General features: G+C 42.0%; 24 protein-coding genes and 1 pseudogene. 7 read left to right on the forward strand and 18 right to left on the reverse strand.

What is annotated here, in order from left to right; genetic code table 11:
• Positions 1 to 183: 183 nt before the first annotated feature.
• From QMA04_RS11950 to QMA04_RS11980, 7 genes are all read right to left on the reverse strand, one after another.
• Positions 184 to 366 carry a hypothetical protein gene (locus QMA04_RS11950; RefSeq protein WP_191714301.1) on the reverse strand — a complete coding sequence of 61 codons (183 nt, stop codon included), beginning with the start codon at positions 364 to 366 and terminating at the stop codon, positions 184 to 186.
• Positions 367 to 758: 392 nt separating this feature from the next.
• Positions 759 to 1,112 (reverse strand): hypothetical protein, encoded by a 354-nt coding sequence (locus QMA04_RS11955; RefSeq protein ID WP_290185996.1) that lies wholly within the window; start codon positions 1,110 to 1,112, stop codon positions 759 to 761.
• A 151-nt stretch (positions 1,113 to 1,263) separates the two neighbouring features.
• Positions 1,264 to 1,713: a hypothetical protein gene (locus QMA04_RS11960; RefSeq protein ID WP_290185998.1), complete on the reverse strand. Its 450-nt coding sequence runs from the start codon at positions 1,711 to 1,713 to the stop codon at positions 1,264 to 1,266.
• 215 nt (positions 1,714 to 1,928) lie between these two features.
• Complete coding sequence (locus tag QMA04_RS11965) at positions 1,929 to 3,311, reverse strand: M1 family metallopeptidase (protein WP_290186000.1); 1,383 nt, start codon at positions 3,309 to 3,311, stop codon at positions 1,929 to 1,931.
• 117 nt (positions 3,312 to 3,428) lie between these two features.
• Complete coding sequence (locus QMA04_RS11970; RefSeq protein ID WP_290186002.1) at positions 3,429 to 4,040, reverse strand: class I SAM-dependent methyltransferase; 612 nt, start codon at positions 4,038 to 4,040, stop codon at positions 3,429 to 3,431.
• Between the two features lie 17 nt (positions 4,041 to 4,057).
• Positions 4,058 to 4,990, reverse strand: coding sequence for an NAD(P)/FAD-dependent oxidoreductase (locus QMA04_RS11975; RefSeq protein ID WP_290186004.1), 933 nt, complete (start codon positions 4,988 to 4,990; stop codon positions 4,058 to 4,060).
• A 25-nt stretch (positions 4,991 to 5,015) separates the two neighbouring features.
• Positions 5,016 to 5,435, reverse strand: coding sequence for an Rrf2 family transcriptional regulator (locus tag QMA04_RS11980; protein WP_290186006.1), 420 nt, complete (start codon positions 5,433 to 5,435; stop codon positions 5,016 to 5,018).
• 208 nt (positions 5,436 to 5,643) lie between these two features.
• Between QMA04_RS11980 and QMA04_RS11985 the strand changes: the two genes are divergently transcribed.
• Together QMA04_RS11985 and QMA04_RS11990 are read left to right on the forward strand one after the other, a co-directional pair.
• Complete coding sequence (locus tag QMA04_RS11985) at positions 5,644 to 5,850, forward strand: helix-turn-helix transcriptional regulator (protein ID WP_290186008.1); 207 nt, start codon at positions 5,644 to 5,646, stop codon at positions 5,848 to 5,850.
• On the forward strand, positions 5,847 to 6,539 hold the full coding sequence (locus QMA04_RS11990; RefSeq protein WP_290186010.1) for a DUF3169 family protein: 693 nt from the start codon (positions 5,847 to 5,849) through the stop codon (positions 6,537 to 6,539). The genes QMA04_RS11985 and QMA04_RS11990 overlap by 4 nt, the downstream gene beginning before the upstream one ends.
• A 91-nt stretch (positions 6,540 to 6,630) precedes the next feature.
• Here QMA04_RS11990 and QMA04_RS11995 read toward each other — a convergent pair whose 3' ends face one another.
• On the reverse strand, positions 6,631 to 6,849 hold the full coding sequence (locus tag QMA04_RS11995; RefSeq protein ID WP_191714291.1) for a hypothetical protein: 219 nt from the start codon (positions 6,847 to 6,849) through the stop codon (positions 6,631 to 6,633).
• Between the two features lie 192 nt (positions 6,850 to 7,041).
• Positions 7,042 to 7,347 carry a hypothetical protein gene (locus QMA04_RS12000; protein ID WP_290186012.1) on the reverse strand — a complete coding sequence of 102 codons (306 nt, stop codon included), beginning with the start codon at positions 7,345 to 7,347 and terminating at the stop codon, positions 7,042 to 7,044.
• 98 nt (positions 7,348 to 7,445) lie between these two features.
• Between QMA04_RS12000 and QMA04_RS12005 the strand changes: the two genes are divergently transcribed.
• On the forward strand, positions 7,446 to 8,237 hold the full coding sequence (locus tag QMA04_RS12005) for an alpha/beta hydrolase (protein ID WP_290186014.1): 792 nt from the start codon (positions 7,446 to 7,448) through the stop codon (positions 8,235 to 8,237).
• Between the two features lie 23 nt (positions 8,238 to 8,260).
• On the opposite strand, the gene QMA04_RS12010 is transcribed toward QMA04_RS12005, so the two are convergent.
• Entirely contained in the window at positions 8,261 to 8,452 is a 192-nt protein-coding gene (locus QMA04_RS12010; RefSeq protein ID WP_191714288.1) for a hypothetical protein, read from the reverse strand.
• 80 nt (positions 8,453 to 8,532) lie between these two features.
• A complete protein-coding gene (locus tag QMA04_RS12015; protein WP_290186017.1) occupies positions 8,533 to 9,462 on the reverse strand; it encodes a phosphotransferase enzyme family protein in 930 nt (309 codons plus the stop codon).
• A 175-nt stretch (positions 9,463 to 9,637) separates the two neighbouring features.
• Here QMA04_RS12015 and QMA04_RS12020 point away from each other — a divergent pair, with 175 nt between their 5' ends.
• Positions 9,638 to 9,913 carry a hypothetical protein gene (locus QMA04_RS12020; RefSeq protein WP_191714286.1) on the forward strand — a complete coding sequence of 92 codons (276 nt, stop codon included), beginning with the start codon at positions 9,638 to 9,640 and terminating at the stop codon, positions 9,911 to 9,913.
• Between the two features lie 54 nt (positions 9,914 to 9,967).
• Here QMA04_RS12020 and QMA04_RS12025 read toward each other — a convergent pair whose 3' ends face one another.
• Positions 9,968 to 10,675 (reverse strand): DNA alkylation repair protein, encoded by a 708-nt coding sequence (locus QMA04_RS12025; RefSeq protein ID WP_290186143.1) that lies wholly within the window; start codon positions 10,673 to 10,675, stop codon positions 9,968 to 9,970.
• Positions 10,676 to 10,920: 245 nt separating this feature from the next.
• Here QMA04_RS12025 and QMA04_RS12030 point away from each other — a divergent pair, with 245 nt between their 5' ends.
• Complete coding sequence (locus QMA04_RS12030) at positions 10,921 to 11,388, forward strand: RtcB family protein (protein ID WP_290186019.1); 468 nt, start codon at positions 10,921 to 10,923, stop codon at positions 11,386 to 11,388.
• 235 nt (positions 11,389 to 11,623) lie between these two features.
• On the forward strand, positions 11,624 to 12,004 hold the full coding sequence (locus QMA04_RS12035; protein ID WP_290186020.1) for a hypothetical protein: 381 nt from the start codon (positions 11,624 to 11,626) through the stop codon (positions 12,002 to 12,004).
• A gap of 2 nt (positions 12,005 to 12,006) precedes the next feature.
• Here the strand turns inward: QMA04_RS12035 and QMA04_RS12040 are convergent.
• Positions 12,007 to 14,762 (reverse strand): annotated as a pseudogene (locus tag QMA04_RS12040) (sensor domain-containing phosphodiesterase).
• Positions 14,763 to 14,993: 231 nt separating this feature from the next.
• Here QMA04_RS12040 and QMA04_RS12045 point away from each other — a divergent pair.
• Positions 14,994 to 15,752 (forward strand): alpha/beta fold hydrolase, encoded by a 759-nt coding sequence (locus tag QMA04_RS12045; RefSeq protein ID WP_290186022.1) that lies wholly within the window; start codon positions 14,994 to 14,996, stop codon positions 15,750 to 15,752.
• A 45-nt stretch (positions 15,753 to 15,797) separates the two neighbouring features.
• On the opposite strand, the gene QMA04_RS12050 is transcribed toward QMA04_RS12045, so the two are convergent.
• From QMA04_RS12050 to QMA04_RS12070, 5 genes are all read right to left on the reverse strand, one after another.
• A complete protein-coding gene (locus QMA04_RS12050) occupies positions 15,798 to 16,142 on the reverse strand; it encodes a CPCC family cysteine-rich protein (RefSeq protein ID WP_290186024.1) in 345 nt (114 codons plus the stop codon).
• A gap of 60 nt (positions 16,143 to 16,202) precedes the next feature.
• Entirely contained in the window at positions 16,203 to 16,841 is a 639-nt protein-coding gene (locus QMA04_RS12055) for a pyridoxamine 5'-phosphate oxidase family protein (RefSeq protein WP_290186026.1), read from the reverse strand.
• A gap of 211 nt (positions 16,842 to 17,052) precedes the next feature.
• Positions 17,053 to 17,262 (reverse strand): hypothetical protein, encoded by a 210-nt coding sequence (locus tag QMA04_RS12060; RefSeq protein ID WP_191714279.1) that lies wholly within the window; start codon positions 17,260 to 17,262, stop codon positions 17,053 to 17,055.
• Complete coding sequence (locus QMA04_RS12065) at positions 17,259 to 18,008, reverse strand: SDR family NAD(P)-dependent oxidoreductase (RefSeq protein ID WP_191714278.1); 750 nt, start codon at positions 18,006 to 18,008, stop codon at positions 17,259 to 17,261. The genes QMA04_RS12060 and QMA04_RS12065 overlap by 4 nt, the downstream gene beginning before the upstream one ends.
• Positions 18,008 to 19,585, reverse strand: coding sequence for an amidohydrolase (locus QMA04_RS12070; protein WP_290186029.1), 1,578 nt, complete (start codon positions 19,583 to 19,585; stop codon positions 18,008 to 18,010). Before QMA04_RS12070 ends, QMA04_RS12065 begins: the two co-directional genes overlap by 1 nt.
• Positions 19,586 to 19,654: the final 69 nt, after the last annotated feature.

Here is a 19,654-nt window from a genome sequence, read left to right on the forward strand (position 1 = left end):
TGATTGAAGTTTCTCTTTATATCATGATCCCTACAGCGATTATCGGATTTTCCATTCTGATTTTTGCAGACTATGCTTACCAATATCTTTCCTCATTGGTTCTTTTAAGGGCCTGGATTGTTTATTATGCTTGGCGTTTTCAGTACAGAAAGAAAAAAACAGACTCAACTCACTGAGTCTGTTTTAGAACGGCAGGCTTTGAAAAAGCGACAAAGTGATGACGAATGCTGATGCAGTTCCTGCAGACAGCAAAGTTAACATCTTCGGCCATTGGATCTCTTTCGTCGGTTTTACCGCTTCTTTGGAAACCGCGATCCAGATGATTATGGACAACAAAGCAATGATTCCAAGTACTTCATTGGACATCTATAACACCTCCAGTATTTATTGGTTAAGTTTAACATAGTTGTTAGTCTTTTCAGTTTTTACATCGGCTTTTTTCTAATACTTTTAGGACGACTAAACCTAAAAGTCCGGCTATGGCAATTCCATACATGATCGTTTTATGGGTTTCCCCCCACGTACTCCATGCCGCTAGCAGAATTAAAACCAGCAATACAACGTAATACCCGTAAGTTAACATGCCTTGTATGTCCTTTCTTATGCGAACGGCAATATATATCTTCTCTTTATTTCTCAGGTGCTTGTCTAATTAAACTCCAAACCGATCCTATCAGAAAACACCCCACCACCAGCAGGCCAAAAGTCAGTGGGTTAAAGAAAATATGATTGGAAAAAATAGTGAATAAGGAAAAGTCTTAGGGGTTGTCAAAAGCATCTTTTGTCTCAACGATATAGATCCGAAAGTCTTTTGCTTTTTTCAATGTATAAGCAGAGGATACAGCCACATAAATGAAACTGATTGCAATTCCAGTCCAAATGCCTTTAGGACTGTACCACCTGCTGGTTGCTCTCATCGATAATTCAATCGTTCCATATAAGAAATACAAAATGAACGGCATGAGGAAAAATGGAATAACCAGAGTCGGGTTGCCATTTCCTCCTCCGAAATCATCATTTTTTACCGGTTCACTCAAACTATTCATTCCATAGAAACCAGCAAGCGTAAGGAATGCAGAAAGCCAATACAACAACATAAGCAATTTGTACATATTGTCCCTCCCTCACGAATGCACCATTTCAAGCTAGTTGGTTATATTCTCCATTTCATTGAAAACTCCTTCTTTTCCCTTATGCTTTAGCCATATACGCATAAAAAAAGAAGCCTTTTTAAAGCTCCTTTTCTGCCGATTTACCCAGTGATCAAAATGCGTTCCTGTGGGGTACCGCCGTTAAAGTCCCACCCGACTTCACTAAACTGTTTGCAGCAAAAAACAATAAAACAGGTGGAACTAAAGTGAACAGGGATAATACACCGGCCAGCGCAAGAAAAGCTGACGCAATCGAAGGATGGGTCGCCATCATCAGAAATCCGAACAAGCCTAGGAATACGGCAAAGACCAACATGTAAAAAGGATACATTAGGACGTCTTCTACAAAAATAACCATATTATCCGCAAATTCATCTGCGGAAACCGTGACTTCTCCTCTGCTCATATCCTGTTTTACTTTCGCATCGTTTTGAAACACTTCGATCAAGGTTTCGTGGACCCATTGATTCCTTTCCAATGAATTCAGGAATAATCCAGAGCCGGCCAATAGAGCAACCAATAAAAGAATAGATGATAAAACCAATTTTTGATTCAACTGCATAAAGCACCTCCTGAATTTTGGTAAATCTTTAATAATACCAGCATAACCGGCTTTACCATTTAAACCATCGGGCTCAGGGGTGCTTAAGACTAAGACTTTAGATGTAGAGTCAGACTGGCGCTTCAGCTTATCGAGTTTTGTCTGCTGCTTTACATTGAAAGAAGGAAAAGAAAGAGTAGTGTTGCAGTTCCCCTTCCCCTTCTCCCAATCCTTTTCTACTTTAACCAGCTATCCAGGAATTCGCTTTGATCCCCTTCAAAATACATTTCAAAAAATGCTTTAAACTCTTCGGTGCCGACTTGCTTGAATTGAAATTCTGCGTAATAGGCAGCGAGGAACTCCAGCGCTGTTTCATTTCCATCCAGGCTGTCAACATATTCTTTGAGCAACATTGGAACCTTGCCATAAATGGTTGAGTAATACGATTCATCCACAAATTTATCGAGCGGGATGTTCACATAAGTTTCTGTCGGATAATAATCTTCAGCTGCTGCAGCGCTCCAAAATCCATATTCTTCATCGCCATAGCGTTCGCTGATGAAAATGGAACTCGCGAATTCCGTCAAGCCTTCGTCAAGCCACGCTTCCTGATACGGATCATTCGTCACCAAGTAATAAAACCATTGATGGGCGATTTCATGTACCAAAACCGACTCCTGCGATTCCTCATCTGCGGCTACTTCTATGATGTTCGGGTATTCCATATAACCGTCGTTCCCGATGATATCCAACTCACCAAAGGGATTGTCTCCAATATTTTCTTCAAAATAGACATAAGCTTCAGCAGCCAATTCCGAGGTTTCCTCCAGCATGTTTGCCGAAACGGGCGTGAACACCCGCAGTTCAGTGTCGTTGGCTTGGACGGTTCGGGTTTCCCACCCATCCGGGTCCATGATTGCCAGGTAAAAATCTTTGATGTTTTGACCTTTCACCAGACCGTTCTGTGTTGCCTCAATTGGTCCATCTTCACCTGAACTGGCCACCAGGTATTCTTTGGGCAACTCGTAGCTGACGGTATAGTCGCCGTAATCCGTATCGTAGGATTCCCCTTTTGAATCATAATCGATAATGTCCCAGCCATCTTTGTAAATGCCGAGCATCGGATACCAATGGGCCAGGTAATAATTATCATCCACTTGGGATAATCGCATGCCGCCTTCCGGCAAAACCATCGCATACTCGACGGCCACTATTGCTTGGGAATCGGGCTCCAGCTTGTCTTCCAGTTCTACCATCAGTTCGTTGTTGTCCAGTTTGTAGTCGGTTTCCACACCGTCAATGGAGACTGAAGACACTTCAATCTCAAGGTCTTCATCTTCGTAGTTCGCTGTTTCTTCCGAATTCATGGCATTCGGCACCAGATAAAAGCCGATTTCAGACCAGGAATCCAATGAATCATTCGTCACTTCAATTGTAGCTCCAACTTGAAAGCTCCCGTCTTCACTCATCTGAACATCTAACTCATAAACCGCATTTGTAGCATCTTGCTTCATATCTGCCCTTTCACTGCCGCATGCTTCGCAAAACACTGTCGCTTGAAGAATTAAAAACACGATAATCCCTATGGCTATAATAGCCGCCCCTAATTTGAACTTCATGGTCCATCTCCCATTTCTGCAACTAACTTGCAGTTCATAAACACCGATCTTCTGTGATTTTGACTTTCTTTTTTACCAGATTGCTCACATAGGGATTCTCTTTCTATATATCAATCATCACTCCCCTTGCGCCCATTCATGCTTCCGGGCAATGAGAACATACAAGGAGTCAGCCGGAAAGAACTTATCGGTAATCCGCAACCCCGCGTCCTCTATTGCCTTTTCCATGCCGATCAACGAAATTCTCGGTGCTTTTTGCGCCGGCTGTATCTTAGGCTCAAGCTCAACGACGGCCAAATGGCCACCTGCTTTGAGCCACTCTTTCATCTTCATTAACGTTTCTGTCAAAGGATCAATTTCATGTAAAACTAATGATGCAATGACCACATCGATGGATTCTTTCGGTATTGAAAGCTCTCCTTCACCGCCTTGGATTGGCACAATATTAGTAAGCTCTTCTTTCGCGGCTTTTGTTTTGATCATTTCCAGCATACTCAAATCAGTATCTATTGCATAGACAACACCATCGACTTGTTTAGCTGCTGGAATCGTGAAATAGCCGGTGCCAGCACCAAAGTCTAAAACAGAGTCAGTGTTTTTCAATGGAATTCTTTTCAACAAGGTTTCGGGAGAAAATGCCTTTCTTCTTTCCGGGTGTTCCAGATAAGAGATTTTCCCGTGGTGATGGCCATGTGTTGTTCCCTGCGGCTCGCGGTGTTTATTCGGCATTTACACTTCTCCTCTCTTTAATTTTGAATCGTTTTCAAACTTTCCTTGTTTTTAAATTTTTCTTCAAGCAACTCTCCATTTACGCCAATGCCCGCCATACTGCCTTCTGCAGCAGCGATGATCAATTGGGATGGCCCATCCATCACCGTATCTCCACAAGCAAAGACTCCCTCAACATTGGTCCGTTGAAAACGATCGGCCTCCACTCCGCCTCGTTCATTCAACGCACAGCCGAGTGATGTCCCAAACCCAGAAGCCTGAACCCATTCAGATGCTACAAACCCACCTGTACGGAAAAGGCGTTCGCCATCCTCAAACTCAATGGCTTCCAACTTACCGTTTGTCCCACTCAATGAGCTGACCTTTTTCTCGTTGACTTTGATGCTGTTCTTTTCCAAAATCTCTTTTTCTTCTAGGGAAAGTACCGGTTTTCCATTCGTACAGACAATTAAATCATCCGTCCAATTGGAAGCCACTTTGGCCATATGAAAAGCACCTGGGATTTCTGCAAGGACAACGAGCGGATGGTCTCTGAGCTCCCATCCATCACAAAATGGACAACTGAAAAGGCTCTTTCCATAAAATTCGTTCAAGCGGTCGATAGCCGGAAGAACTTCTTTAAAGCCCGTCGCTAAAATCACTTTTCGGGCTTTGAAGTGATGACCTTGCTCGGTTTCAATATGGAACAGCTCTTGTTCTTTTACTATGCTTTGCACCCGCTGTTTTTCAATTTGGATATTCGGATATTCAGCCAGTTCGTCTTGGGCAATTCGTTTCAATTCCTGAGGATCTATCCCGTCGCGTGTAATAAATCCATGGGCTTCTGATGTGACAGCATTCCTTGGTTTATTGTCATCAAACAAAACCGTTTTCTTTCTTGCCCTGCCCAAAACCAGTGAAGCATTTAATCCGGCAGGCCCTCCGCCGATTACTGCGCAATCCATTATCATTTCATCATCTTCCTTCTATATAAATTTAGTTGCCGGTGGTTTTTTCGGCTCCGCTTTCCATCTTCTTCACGATATCAATCAACAATTGGCTTTCAAGTTCAGATTTCATATTTTCTTCAGATTGTCGCATGACTTTTTCAATCAGACAGCCTTCATTGTGATGAAGCGAGCAATTGAATAGGTTGCTGTCTCCTTCAATGGCAATGATGACATCCAGAAATGAAATTTCATTTGGAGACTTGGAAATTTTGTACCCGCCTTTGGCACCGGGAGTCGATTCAATCAGGCCAGCTTTAGTAAGCTTGGTTAATATTTTCGACAGATAAGTTGGCGACAGTTTTTGAAATTCCGCCAGTTCCTGAACACCTATCGTACTGTTTTGCGGCAATCGGATAAGATGGACCATCGTGTGCAAAGCATAGTTCGTCGCGTTTGAATATTTCATAATGACCTCCCATTCCTTTTATAGATATTACAGACTCTTGTTGTCTCTAATTAAATAAAATATAACACCACTGCAATACTGAGTCAATTTATATTAATCTTTATCCTCAAAATTAATTGTAATAAGACAATAATCTTTTTCAATTTGACCAATATACTTGTCATTTTGAAACAAATCATTTACACTTTAACTATAGTGAGGTGAAGACATGAAAACTAGATTAAAGGAATTACGGGCTCGATTGGGAATCAATCAAACAGAATTAGCAAAACGGGCAAAGATTTCCCGGCAAACGGTAAGTTTGATTGAACGAGGAGAATTTATGCCTTCTCTGCTGATCGCCACGAAAATCGCACATGTCTTTGAAGAACCCGTCGAAGAGATCTTTCAATTTGAAGAGGAGGAACTGGAATGAAAAAATACGGAAGTTTAATTGGTCAGTTGGTGATCGGTGCATTGATTGGATTTTTCGGTATGCTCGTTGTCTTGGATGGAGATTTCCGTATAGACTTATTGCCTTACGCCTACCCTGGAAACTTGATCATTCTCGCAGCCGCTGCAGTGTTAGTTGTCTTTTCCGCTTACCGTTATGTCAGTATCCGCTATCTAGCCAAACAGGATTTAACCGGAGACGAAGAAGATGCAGCTGAAGGGCGAATGTACAGACAATATGCGGACGCAAGCCTTGCTTCCACGTTGGCGATCTTGTTCAGTTTGGCATCAATGAGCTTAAGCCTTTTGACGACCCAGCCGCTTTGGCTGCTGATTTTCGGTCTTGTGCTGATTGTCTTCAGTTTTATCATTTCCAGCATTCTGCCAGGACTAATGAAGAGTATGTATCCAGAACGGGAATTGCCTTCCATCAGTGATAAAAAATATGCTGAAAAATTGCTGAATGTTTCGGATGATGGCGAAAAGCACGTCATACTTGGCGGTTTGTACAAAACACATATCACCATGAATTCTCTGTTGCTGGGAGCGATTGTCCTGCTTCTGTTCTACTCGATTGCATCAGATTCATCACAACTGTTCAGCATTTTCATCATTGTTGGTATTTTGGCCATCACCAACACGCAATACCAGATCAGCATTCGAAACAAATAATTGCCTATGGGCAACGAAGAGATGGATTATCTTTCGTATTGAGCATAAAAAAGAACTGATTTCTGTATTCAGAAATCAGTTCTTTTGCTATTTATTCTTGGCCACGCGGCGCTTTCGGCGGCTGGCACACGTCACATTTACGCTGGTTTTTCGTATTGAATTTTGTAAATGTTTTCTCGAAATTATTGCCGCATGCACATTTAAACAGCAGCTTCTGAGAAAACCCATGATATTCTGTAGACAATAATTTGCTGTCTGAGTTTTTTTCAACAAATGCTTTAATTTCTTTAAAGGTCCATCGTTTATTCATTTTCTTACACCTCCATATTCTTTCGGGAAGCGGAGGCTTTTTGGCATCCGTTCAATTACGGCAAAAGCTGGTTTTGCCCTAAGTTCTATATTATAGCACGTGCTGTCCTATAAATATAAAATTTGTTTCTATTCTTATGAAATCAAAAGCTATCAGATCCTTTAAAGCGCGCTTTTCTGTGAAACTTTGCTTCTATCCCCACCACATTACCGTAACAAAAAATGCCCAGACAGATGCACTTGGAGCCGTTATGCACAAGATCATCAAATAGATTTCCCAATTTTCAGAAACAAATTCTTTCTTTTTGAACAGAAAAAAAATTAAGATTGCAGCTAGTGCATACAGTGAAATGCCACTAACAGTTAAAGCCGTCAAGTAGTAAATTGGCGCGATATCAACAACATTCTCGTTCAAAAAATATGCGATCCCTTGCCCGAAAACACATAAGATTGTAGCCGACACAAAACTGCCGATCACCCACGCAGTTAACTTTGTCATTTCCTGTCCCCTTTTCGATTAAAACGAATGAATTTGCAGGTATTATTTTGTGGTTAACGAAATAGTACTTTATCTAGGAATATTTGGGAGGCACTTGAATGTCACAGTCTATTTTATACAATCAAGGAAACAATAAACCCACAATCGTCGCAATCCCAGCACTTGGAGAACGGAAGGAAATCTATGAATCCTTAGCTGAAAATCTGAAGGAATTCCAGTTGTTGGCTATCGATCTGCCTGGCCATAATAATGAGGCAAGCAAAAACTTTTCAATTGAAACCTATATAGAAGAGCTTAAGAGACTTTTAGCCGAATTATCAATTTCCGAAGTCCATCTTATCGGCAATTCAATCGGAGCTTGGATCATCCAACATTTCTATAAAAAATTTCCTGAAATAGTCCTCAGCATCACTTTGTTGGATGGAGGTCATTATTTTATAGGCGATTATAGCGGCGGTGAAGATGAAGAAATTGAACTTCCTGCCGTTGAAAAGCTCGAAGATTTACAACAAGCCATCCAGGAACAAGTCGAGGCAATGGATATGCCATCTTTTATGAAAGAGAAATTTACTGTGTATCTGCTCGGCAACTTTGTAAACAGAGATGGAATATATGTCCATCATAGCGATGCAGTTGCAGTGAATGCACTGTCTAAAGCCGTTACCAAAACTAACTATTGTCTAAAGGAAGAATCTGACGTTCCTCTTTTGTTGTTGCTGGCTGATAAGGAAAAAGACGAGTCTGAAGCAGAGAAAAAAGTGGCCTTCCGTCTTTCACAGTCAGAGGCGATCATCAAGGTTATCCCGAAAAGCCATCACCTTTTACCGATTACCAACCCTGCTTATGTATCCGTTCATTTTAAAGAGCTAGTGATGTCATTGAAACAATAGAGTGTCCAAAGAATGCATCAAGGTTACATCCCTTCTTTATTTCTGCCTTTTTTTATTAAAGCAAACAGACTGACAATCCCTATTATAAGAAGGATGCCCATGCTGACGATATAAAAAGCGGACTTGGCAGTTTGGCTTAAAAAATCTATGTTGCTCACTGCGGCTGCTCCGAGTACACAAAATAAGATGATTGCTAAAATGATTCGATCTTTCATAAAAACGCTCCTTATTGGAAAATTATAAGTGATAACTCCTCTACTTAATTCAAAGCACTCAATATACTTTCTTGATCGGGTTATATAAAATCATACTCTTCAACATTCATCAGCAATTGGACAAGCTTCTCGAACAATTTTCGCTGCGCAGAATTGTGCCAATCTTCCGGGGTATCGGCCATCAGCCACATCACTTCATCAAGAAATACATGTTCAATGGCTTTCGGCCAATAGGATTTTTCTTTCGGTGACAGGACCACCGATTCTTCATAGCCTGTTAAAAACAATTTCCATTGGCGCGAAGTAAATGGCTGATCTGGTGCAGTTTCCAGTTCATTGTGAAACAGTAAAAGAACCAACGCCAAATCGAAAATCCGTGGGACCCAACCTGCATTATCCGGATCAATCAAATAAGGGTCGGGAGTATAGATCAGGTTGTTCGCTTTAAAATCATAAGGCGTGGCAACGTGGGGCAATCCAGCTTGATTTAAGTCTTCTTGATTGTGGACCGCTTGCATAAGCCGGTCTTCCAGCTTGGGAGATATTTCGATATCGTATGCTGATGAATTCTGGGTGATTTTTTGAATGCCTTCTTCTGCTTCTTGTTCATTAAAATCATATGCATCATAGGGACTTAAATTAAATTCATTTTCATTGGAAGAAAGAGCGTGGATCCGGCCGAATAGTTTACCAGCTTCCTGGATTTCACTGTCCAGTCCTGAATAAGTACTTCCCTCAATAAACGGATACACGACATATATTGCGCCATCAATAGCCATCGGATTATCCGTGGTCATGGAAACAGGTACGACTACGTCAATTCCCGACACTTTCAAACTTGTGGTGTAGGCCATCAGACGATTTGCTTTAAGCATCGGACTTTGGGTTTTTTTGATGATATATTCTCCTCCAGGTTGAGTGACCCGGTACACAGGAGAAAAAGCATAAATGCTGATCGGCTCATCTTCCGCATGGAATCCGAATTTATTCAGTATGTCTTTAGCGTTCATTGAAATGCTCCTTTACTGGTTTATATCCACTACTAGGTGAAAGATGATTCATTGCCTGCTTAGGATTACCTTTTACATACATCAACACTTTCCCTTATCTTACCAGTACGTGGATATAGTTGAAATACTTGTGTGTTATCTTTCACTTAAAATCAAATGAATTGGAGGTCTGGAGATGATCCTTATTTTGGCTATATACATTGCTCTGTTAAGCTTTTCGGTAAGCAAGTTTGCCGGAAACAAGCGGCACCGATGGATTCATTCCGGATACATGACAGCTTTCCTGCTCCCTTTTTTGGTTTACGCCATTTTTATGGGAGTCATCGCGCCTATCGTACAGGCCGGAATCGGTGTCAGCTTTTTCGGCTTTATTTTTGCTGTTGCTACATTGGTTAATGGATTGGCATTCTTGTATATTGGCTATGCATCCAAAAAACTGCGTGAGGAATAAAGAAAGTCCGAAACAACTCAAAAAGGACAATCCACAGAAGATTGTCCTTTTCTATTAACATCTTACATATCTCCGTTTAAATCCGATTCTGCCTTTATCCAGATCCTTTTGAATGCTTTCATTGGCATTCAAAAAACTGCTCTTTTTATTGTCCCTCTTCATTTCGATTACTCCCACTTCTTTTGAAACTTCAACCGCTTTTTCAGTAAGCGGTCTATAAGAGATACCAACCGTGTATAAAAAATTATTCATTGCAGATTTCGTTCGTTCAGGCGAATCGTGTATCGTATGTTTAACTCGATCCAACATTGAGGCGATTTTGCTTTCGGAAAATTCCTGGTCCTTCCGGCTCCCCAGAAGCCAGCAGTAACAGCTCCAACCTGCAGACATCTTCAGCTCTTCGCCGCTGTCTATCCATTTGTCGGCTACTTCCTGTGCAATATCCGATTCCGACAACGTTACGGCTACAACATAATCCGACAGCATGTAAAAATATGCGCCATCGATCCACCGCTCAAAATCTGCTGCGGTCATGATTTTCGGATCCGCGATAATGCCTGCAAAATACATGGCATCGTAGTTGCCGGTCGCGTAAAGCTGGTCTGCTAATTGCTGGTCTCTTTTGATTTGCTTCACTATCGGTTTCATCGCCCCCGTAGCCACACCAAAAACGGGCTCGTGTGCCCCATTGGATACGTACATTTTCTTCATCCGCTCTTTGCCCAGCGCTTCAAGTTCCTGCATTACTGTTTCGAAATCCATCATTTAGTCTCTCCTTTCAACAGCTTTCATATTTCCAGGTAAGCGTCGTAATTAATGCATATACTTCTGACTGGCTCATTATCCCGACTAAGACATAGTATTTACATCTTCCTGCCTCCACTTTCAGTATATTCACTAAAATCCAAAATGTATATCCAATTTCTTACACAAATAGAAATAAAATTTATAATATAGAGATATATTGTGAACATATTTTCACTTAAACAGAATGAAGAGGGATGACATTGAAAGTTATAAGAGGCAAGTACAGTGAAGCAAAAGTATTTACAGACAACATTGATGATGTGACGGTGTCGCAAATTGAGGGGTCCTTGAATGAAGAATTGACAGCAAATGCACAGGTCCGCATCATGCGGGATTGCCACGCCGGAAAAGGTGCCGTCATCGGGACTACCATGAAAGTAATCGATCGTGTGGTCCCGAATCTGGTCGGCGTGGACATTGGCTGCGGCATGCTATGCGTGGAAGTTCAGAAACCGGATGTTGATTTCGCCAAGTTGGATGCAGCCGTAAAGGCATTCGTTCCTTCTGGCCAATCCATCCGAACTGCCGCTCATGACTTTATCAAGCATGTAGAGCTGGACCGTGTTTTGGCGAACTTCTCCAGAGATACAGCTGCTGGAACTAAACGATTTCACGGATACGATGAAAGACGTCTACACCACAAGTGTCAGCCAAGATACAATCGATGAGTCGCCTTTTGCATACAAAACGATGCAGGAGATCATCGATAATACGAAAGAAACCATTGAGATTCAGTCTGTACTGAAGCCCGTCTACAATTTCAAGGCTCCAGAATTTCAAGGCTGGAGAAAGAACAAATAAAAGAGCGGCTTTCACTGCTCTTTTTTGATTGAAACTATAAGGTGTTCTTTCCGTCTAACACTACAGGGCTGAAATAGTTTAGAAGTTGAAGGAGTGAATCCGATGAAGGCAATTTGGTTTTTAGCGCTGGTCTTTTTATTGAGCGCTTGCCAAGGTGACGCAACACCCCAAATCTCCGCCAGCCCAGATGAAAATTCTGAAGACACTCAGTATCAAGCGGAAACTGAAATCAGTGGAACCATTACTGAAATAGAGGGTGATAAAGTTTTGGTGGAATTATCGCAACAAATTTCAGCAAATGAAACCGTAATGTGGATTCGAGTGAATGATAAAACGGTCATTACCGACTTCCAAGAAACCCCTCTAACCGGAGATCAACTTACAGTTCAAGGGGAAATAAAAGCCATCTTGGGAGACACATGTGCAGAGTCTATTCCGAGAATTTGTTCTGTGAATAAGCTTTATTTGCGGGCAAATAATTGATTTCACATATATTTTTCAGTCAGCGCATCGGCTTTTAACGGTTTACTGAAGTAATAGCCTTGTATAGTGAAACAATCTTTAGCCGTAAGAAAAACCAATTGTTCTTCGGTTTCTACGCCTTCAGCTATGATATCCAACCCGAGATTTTGAGCTAATGCAATAATCGTGCTGGTGATGGCTGCATTGTCTTTGTCTTTTGTGATATCCGCCATAAAGGATCGATCCACCTTTAATGTATCAATCGGAAAATTCTTCAAATAGCCTAAAGATGAATAGCCTGTTCCAAAATCATCCAATGCTATTTTGACGCCAAGCATTTTCAGCTCTTTCATTTTATCTATCGTAAAATGGGTATTTTTAAAAATCTGATTTTCCGTTAATTCGATATGCAAAAAATCAGGAGCTAAACCTGTTTCAGATAAGATGGATTCAATCATCGTTAGCAAGTCGTCTTCTTCAAACTGGCGTCCTGATAGATTTACAGATACAGTCATATCTGTATGTCCCTGCTCATGCCATATTTTCAACTGTTTGCATGCATTCAACAACACCCATCTTCCAATTGGAACAATCAACCCTGACTCTTCAGCTATCGGAATAAAATCAAGGGGAGAAATCATTCCTTTAATCGGATGGTTCCATCTTAGCAATGCTTCTGCACCCATAATCTGATTGTTTCTACTATCAATTTGAGGCTGATAATAAATCTCTAGCTCTTCATTTTCCAAAGCTTTGTACAACGCATTCTCCAGCATTATATTTTCGAGGCTTCTGTCGCTCATTTCACTTCTAAAGAAATGATGGTAGGTTCCAGACTTTTCCTTGGATTTGTACATGGCAGCATCTGCATTTTTAATCAAGGTTTCAGCTGACTGACCATCTTGAGGGTACAAACTAATTCCGATACTGGTTTTAATGTAGACATCACTTCCTTTTAACGAAAAAGGCTCAGCAAAAGAATTCACTATTCGTTCCACTAGGTTCAAAACTTCGTTATGGTATTGGAATTCCGGCAATAGAATGGTGAATTCGTCTCCCCCTTGCCGAGAAACAATAGCCTCATCAGGAACAGTACGTCTTAATCGGTTTGCGACATCCCTTAAGAGAAGATCTCCATAGCTGTGGCCCAAACTGTCATTAATCATTTTGAACCGATCTAAATCCAAATAAAAAACTGCTATATTGCCTTTTGATTTTGCTGCTCTGCTTATTTCCTGTATCAAGAGATCCTCCAAAAGAATCCGGTTCGGCAAATCAGTAAGTTTATCATAATAAGCTAAATATCGAATTTCTTCTTCTAATCGCATTCTTTCCGTTATATCCCTGAACGTAACGACTTCTCCTATGATTTCACCATTTTCTTTTATTGCCGAAAGTACATATTCAACCGAAAAAGAAGTGCTGTCTTTTTTACGGAATTTTACACCTTCTTTTATCGAAGATGAACTTTTCATGGATAGCTGAGCTTTGTCAAAAACTGATTTATAAGAATGTCCGATCAGTTCACCTTTTTCATAACCCAGGATAGAGTCGGTTGCCGCATTACAGAAAGTGATTTTTCCTTCCAGATCAAACCCAAAATACCTTCACCAACTGAATTTAATATCAATTCCTTTTCCCGGCTCAAGCTTCCCAATTCAGCAACAACTTTTTCTAATTCATTATTTTTTGTCTGGATTTCTGAAGTTCTTTCTTCAATAATTACTTCTTGTTTATCCATGTACAGCAGATTAGATAGTGTAGAGGCAGTGGCATCGGCTATAGATTGTGCCAATTGTATATCTGATTCACTATAAGCCGATGCGTTCTTTTCAAACTGCACGAGAGCCAATGCACCCAAAACTTCTCCCATAGCTACAAAAGGAATCATAAGCATCCCTTCAATACCGAAAGAGCGGCATACTTCCTGATTCGGTCTTTCGTCTTTTGTCACATCTGCAATCAGCAATGGCTTTTTCGTTCGGATCACTTCGTCGAAAACCGGGTCATTTGAAGGGTCAAAGCGCAGCTCATCATGTTTCTCCAGCCATTCTTCTTTATCCCAATCACTTTTTTCACTTAAATTAGTAGGTTTGATTTTTGCACCAGCCAAAGGATCCAGTAAATGAACGCCAATATTATCGTTTTTTAAAACAACGCTGATATAATGGAAACATTTATCCATAACAGCCGCAATCGAGGCACTCATAGATAAATCCCGAGTCAGGTCCAACAGCAATTGTTTTTCGGAAATGAGATTTTCTTTGCGCGCTAAATTGTTCGTGTTGCGGATGGCAACACCTGCCATATTGACATAGGCTTCAACCGTTTGTATTTCATCAGGTGACAGATTCATTGGGATCCCATAGTCAAATAAAAAAACGAGCCCATACAATTCTCCTTCATAGGAAATAGGAAGTGCCAACAAAGATTTTATTCCGAATCCTGCCACTGCTCTTGGGTCCGGGCGACGGTCTTTAGCTGTGTCAGGTATGTAAATTGTTTTTTGAGTTTCAATTACTTCTTGTGCCAATAAATCAAATTTCGTATCAATCAAGTGCATATCCAAGGTCATTCCGTTTATTACTTCAGGTTTACCAACATATCCTCTGAAATTACCATCTTCTTGAGGCAAATAAATACCGACAGAATCACATTGGACAATTTCTTCCGATATCGCCGTGATGACATGCTCCATCAAAGGCCGCAATTCGAACTTGGAATTTATTAATTTTGTTATATGAGCTAACCGAGAATATCTAGTTTGTTCTTTTTGCATTTGAAGATCCTCCGTCTTTTCCTAGATATGCATCAGAGCTATTAGGTATATTTTTATCATCATGAATGACATTATAGAAATGAAGTCTACTCATTTTAGTGACTTTCTCATTATTCTACCATTTTATTTCAATTAAAGGTCAAAAAGTTTGTTATATATGGTTAATTTTGGATTTTAATTCATTGGTTAGAGAGGATCTTTGATTGGAGAAAACGAGAGGAGTTGATTACAATGCTCCATTTTTCGGAAACAGAGATTAATGAAAACGAGCCCATTCTCTTTATCCATGGAATTGGTGCGGGCCGGTGGATGTGGTGGCAGCAAGAAAAAGCATTCTCGGATTACCCGATCATCCTGGTGGATTTGCCAGGGCATGGAAAAAGCGTTTCTGTCCCATGGATCAGCTTAATGGATACTACTGATATGATCGCAAAAGAAGTCATAAAAAACCGGACCGTTCATGTAGTCGGGATATCATTGGGTGGCCATGTCGCCTTGGAATTGGCGAAACGGCATCCCGACAAAATTCTCAGCGCCTTTATCAGTGGCATTACCGCCACACCCATGCGCTTTCAATTTCTCCTTAAAATGCAATCCCGAATCGTCCAAAGAGAAATCCAAAATGAACGTTATCTCAATAGAGTCGCCCGTGACTATTATCATTTGCCTCCCGATAAAGCAGCTGAATTTCGCGCGAATTATCAGCTGCTGACACGCAAAACTTATGAAACCATTTGGAAGGAAATTATGCAGTTCCAGCTGGATCAGTCGTATGGAAATATTGCTGTTCCCTGCTTGTTCACAGCAGGGGACCAGGAATCTCCCGGTATTTTGGAAGCTGTAAGTCTAGCTCCTGAATTAGTCCCAAATTCCGTAGGGCGTTTGATTCCTGGCGCCCAACATGCTTGGCCGGTGCAAAAAGCGCATGAATTTAACCAACTGTTAAGAGATTGGCTAAACTGCCTTCCTCATGAAAAACCTGGTGAATAGCTGTTTGGCGAGTTGCCGTCTGAAGATAAGCTGAATACCAATCGGCTATTTAGACATATAAAGTTCCTGTTCCAATAGTAGAATGTCCAGCCACTTCTTAGTCGTTTCATTGCTTGCCTCTAATTCCTGATAAGCTTTCAGCAACTTTGTTTTCTTTACCTTTGTGCTCAGAGAATCTATTTCATTTTTCCCTCTATACATGATTAAGTTCTGTGCAAAATTAATTCTGGCTTCCTCTAAAGAGTAATCTCCATTGGGTCCGCCCCAGACTTCTTTTTCTTGAAAATCGTTTTGATTGTCATCTTCCCAATCACAAAGCAGGCATATCTCATAATCGCCTCTCGCCTCTAATGTAGGACTTCCGCAGCAACGACATTTTTCTCTGCTCATTCCGACGCTCCTTTGGTGTTTTATTTATCTTTTTCAGGTAAATCCCTCTTCATATCAAATCTAATACAATGTTTCCCGGTAGCTCTTATCCAGAATTTTTCCAATCGCCTCTTCATCCGCATTCGGCAACTTCGCGTGAGCCGCCAATATTTTCGCGCCTTTTGGCAGCTCTCCTTTGTTCCTCCATGTATCAGGGCTCCATAATTCTGAGCGCCTGAACGCCTTGGCGCAATGAATAAAGCATTCTTCCACATCGACGCCGATTCCAAGAAGCGGTCTTTTTCCGTTTACTACCATTTTTTCTAACAATTCTTCATCATGGATCACACTGGCTTTTCCATTGATGCGCAAAGTTTCGCCGAGTCCCGGTATGAGAAACAGCAAACCGATATTCGGATTCGACAAGATATTCCGCATCGAATCCATCCGCTTATTGCCGGGCCTTTCAGGAATGATCAATTGCTTTTCATTTAACACATAGACAAAACCGGCTGCGTCTCCTCTTGGAGAGACGTCGCAAGAACCAAATTCATCAGCCGTTGAAATCGTCAAAAAAGGTGACTTCGTGATAAAATCTCTGCAATGTTCATCCAAGTATGAAATCACTTTATTGTTCACCAGTTCACTCGGGTTTCCCGTAATTTCGCGAAGTTCTTCTATCGTCTGGATTGTATTCGGAAATGATTGTGTGGTTTTCATCGTTTTAAATCTCCTCTCATCCTAATGCCCTATTTCTTTTTTCTTTTTGTCTATTGTAACTTAAGCAATGATGCAACATCCATGCGATTCAAAAAGACTGCTTTTCAAGAGCCCCACAATTATTTCGCTCCATAAAAATATGCCTGCAACATGTTTTGTCACGTTGCAAGCACCCGGTTAATTTCTACTATAAGAACCCTAGATCAGGAGTTTAATTTTTGCAGTCATTCATTTCCGTTACGGCTGCCTTGTATTTGTCGAAATCGAATTCGACGCTGTTCGGTTTGTAGAAAAAGAGAATGGATTCTTTTTCCCCTTGTGCCAGCAAGAACGTAACAACGGCTTTCGGGCTGTCCATATCAATTCCCGCTTGGTTGGCATCAGCCAGCTTCATCAGGATGTGTTCCGGTGTTTTGCTCAATTCAAGCTCCCCTTTCCTGGTTGCGGTAGATTGCGGATGTCCAAAATGGTCGGCAATTCGTTGAAATCTGGACGGCGGGTCATTTCCATCAAGAGACGCGCCGTTTCTTCCGGACTGCTGAGCAGTCCGCTTTCCTTGTAGTCAAGAAACTTGTCAATCAATGGAAAGTCGGCAGCTTCACTTTGGCGAATGGTCTGTTGCATGGCAGTATCGATGATTCCCGGTGCCACCGACACCACTTTTACATCATCATTTTCCGCATCCAGACAAGAACTGAAATGATCGAGTCCAGCTTTTCCGGCACAATAAGCACTCCAGCCTTCATAGACTTTACGCCCCGCTCCTGAAGACGTGTTGACAATTTTCTTATCAGCTGAATTGCTTTTCAGCTGCCTGATAAAAGCACCGCATAGCAGCATTGGCGCTGTCAAATTAAGGACGATGCTTTGGCTGACCTGAGTGGCATCGTTAGTATGTGCGAGCCCAATCGGTTCAATCGTTCCAGCGTTATTCACCAAGACAATGGTTTCCGTTTCTCCAGGAATCAAGTTCAACGCTTGCGCAATAATTTCTTCGATCGCGTCCAGCCTTGTCAGGTCAAACGGCAAAAAATGTCCTCCCGGCCAATTGTCCGGCTCAGTGCGTGCAATTCCAATAACTACATGACCCGCAGCATTGAGCTGGCGGCTCCATTCAAAACCGATTCCTTTAGATGCACCAGTAATGATATAGGCTTCTTTTGCCATTATTTCTCTTCACCCTTTTGGAACATGATTTCTCCTGCAACGACAGTCATGACTGCCTGAGCCTCCAGAATCTGTTCTTCATTTCCTAAGAACAGGTCTCGATCGAAAACGGTGAAATCGGCGTCGAAGCCTTCCCGGATGATTCCGCGCACGTCTTCTTTGTAAATCGCTGCCGCACTGCCGCTTGTATAAAGCTGAATGGCTTCAAAACGTGACAGTTTTTCTTCCGGCTGATAGCCTTCATGCAAATCGTAAGGCTTTCTGCGCGTAACTGCCGCATAGATGCCCAGACACGGATCCACTTCTTCAATCGGCGCATCTGATCCACCAGCACAAATCAAGCCTTGATTGAGAAGCTTTTTCCACGCATAAGCCCATTCCAAACGGCTTTCACCAAGACGCTCCACGACCCAAGGGAAGTCGGATGTCACAAAGCTTGGCTGAAGATCCAAAGCCACATTGATTTTCTTCATGCGCTCCACTAGATCTTCTCGCACCACCATTGCATGGATCAGGCGATCTCGCTTGCCTGCAGGCACCGGATGCGCTTCGATGGCATCCAATGCCATTTCCAGGCCCAGGTCTCCGATAACATGAATGGCTACCGCTTCACCGTGTTTCCGCGCAATCGACACCAAGCGTTTGAACTCTTCATCCGACTGGATTGCAACACCGACCGTTGATGGATCATCATTATACGGCTTGCTCAACAATGCCGTACGGCCGCCGATCGAACCATCCGAAAAGATTTTCATTGGGCCTGGGTCGACAAACGGCTCTGCGTATGTGGCGTTTTCCATCATCTCTTCAAAAGCACTATGGGCTCTAAGCAGATGCGCACGGAATTTCACTTCGTTGCCGATGACATTTTTAAAGGCCTGCAATGGACGTGAATAATGGCCGTAATACCCCATGTCTTCTGTATGAGCACCTGTTAAGCCAAGCGACAGCAAATTGTCAACTGATGTTTGCAGGGCACGCGTCAAGTATTCGACGCTGACTTCCGGCACCTGGTTGGCGACAAGGTCCTGAGCTGCATCCAGCAAGTAACCCGTCGGTTCGCCGTCTGCATCACGGACGATCACACCGCCTTCTGGATCCTGACTGTCTTTGGTGATGCCTGCAAGAGCCAACGCACTGGAATTGGCCAGGATGGCATGGCGGCAAACCCGCTTCAGCAGCATCGGCGATTCACTGATTTCATCAAGCTCAGAGCGATGGAAAATTTTGCGGTCAGCAAAATTATTTTCATTCCAGCCTTCTCCAATAAACCACTCATCTTTTCCTAAGCCTTTTGTGGATTCGATCAATTGTTCACGCATTTCCTCCGAACTTTCGATCTTCGACAAGTCGACACGCATTAGTTTTTCTCCGTGTCCGATCATATGCATGTGGCTATCGGCAAATCCAGGGTACATAACCTTCTCGCCCAAATCGACTTCCCGTTCTGCAAATTGCTTCAATTCCTTGTATGTACCAATTTTCTCTATGCGATCATCAGACACTAATACCGCTTCTGCAGTAGCGCCTTCATCTTCCATTGTATAAATCGTTCCCCCATGCCATAGCACTTTCATCTAACCACTCCTTTTCTCTCTTCCCATCATAAGTTTATTCGCCTCGGCATTCAATACGTTTGATTTGAA

Source organism: Planococcus sp. APC 3900 (assembly GCF_030407735.1).
Lineage (GTDB): Bacteria > Bacillota > Bacilli > Bacillales_A > Planococcaceae > Planococcus > Planococcus notacanthi.

Coding starts and splice junctions, on each gene's coding strand:
- QMA04_RS11950 (WP_191714301.1), bottom strand. CDS start 366: ATGTCCAATGAAGTACTTGGAATCATTGCTTTGTTGTCCATAATCATC.
- QMA04_RS11955 (WP_290185996.1), bottom strand. CDS start 1,112: ATGTACAAATTGCTTATGTTGTTGTATTGGCTTTCTGCATTCCTTACG.
- QMA04_RS11960 (WP_290185998.1), bottom strand. CDS start 1,713: ATGCAGTTGAATCAAAAATTGGTTTTATCATCTATTCTTTTATTGGTT.
- QMA04_RS11965 (WP_290186000.1), bottom strand. CDS start 3,311: ATGAAGTTCAAATTAGGGGCGGCTATTATAGCCATAGGGATTATCGTG.
- QMA04_RS11970 (WP_290186002.1), bottom strand. CDS start 4,040: ATGCCGAATAAACACCGCGAGCCGCAGGGAACAACACATGGCCATCAC.
- QMA04_RS11975 (WP_290186004.1), bottom strand. CDS start 4,990: ATGATAATGGATTGCGCAGTAATCGGCGGAGGGCCTGCCGGATTAAAT.
- QMA04_RS11980 (WP_290186006.1), bottom strand. CDS start 5,435: ATGAAATATTCAAACGCGACGAACTATGCTTTGCACACGATGGTCCAT.
- QMA04_RS11985 (WP_290186008.1), top strand. CDS start 5,644: ATGAAAACTAGATTAAAGGAATTACGGGCTCGATTGGGAATCAATCAA.
- QMA04_RS11990 (WP_290186010.1), top strand. CDS start 5,847: ATGAAAAAATACGGAAGTTTAATTGGTCAGTTGGTGATCGGTGCATTG.
- QMA04_RS11995 (WP_191714291.1), bottom strand. CDS start 6,849: ATGAATAAACGATGGACCTTTAAAGAAATTAAAGCATTTGTTGAAAAA.
- QMA04_RS12000 (WP_290186012.1), bottom strand. CDS start 7,347: ATGACAAAGTTAACTGCGTGGGTGATCGGCAGTTTTGTGTCGGCTACA.
- QMA04_RS12005 (WP_290186014.1), top strand. CDS start 7,446: ATGTCACAGTCTATTTTATACAATCAAGGAAACAATAAACCCACAATC.
- QMA04_RS12010 (WP_191714288.1), bottom strand. CDS start 8,452: ATGAAAGATCGAATCATTTTAGCAATCATCTTATTTTGTGTACTCGGA.
- QMA04_RS12015 (WP_290186017.1), bottom strand. CDS start 9,462: ATGAACGCTAAAGACATACTGAATAAATTCGGATTCCATGCGGAAGAT.
- QMA04_RS12020 (WP_191714286.1), top strand. CDS start 9,638: ATGATCCTTATTTTGGCTATATACATTGCTCTGTTAAGCTTTTCGGTA.
- QMA04_RS12025 (WP_290186143.1), bottom strand. CDS start 10,675: ATGGATTTCGAAACAGTAATGCAGGAACTTGAAGCGCTGGGCAAAGAG.
- QMA04_RS12035 (WP_290186020.1), top strand. CDS start 11,624: ATGAAGGCAATTTGGTTTTTAGCGCTGGTCTTTTTATTGAGCGCTTGC.
- QMA04_RS12045 (WP_290186022.1), top strand. CDS start 14,994: ATGCTCCATTTTTCGGAAACAGAGATTAATGAAAACGAGCCCATTCTC.
- QMA04_RS12050 (WP_290186024.1), bottom strand. CDS start 16,142: ATGAGCAGAGAAAAATGTCGTTGCTGCGGAAGTCCTACATTAGAGGCG.
- QMA04_RS12055 (WP_290186026.1), bottom strand. CDS start 16,841: ATGAAAACCACACAATCATTTCCGAATACAATCCAGACGATAGAAGAA.
- QMA04_RS12065 (WP_191714278.1), bottom strand. CDS start 18,008: ATGGCAAAAGAAGCCTATATCATTACTGGTGCATCTAAAGGAATCGGT.
- QMA04_RS12070 (WP_290186029.1), bottom strand. CDS start 19,585: ATGAAAGTGCTATGGCATGGGGGAACGATTTATACAATGGAAGATGAA.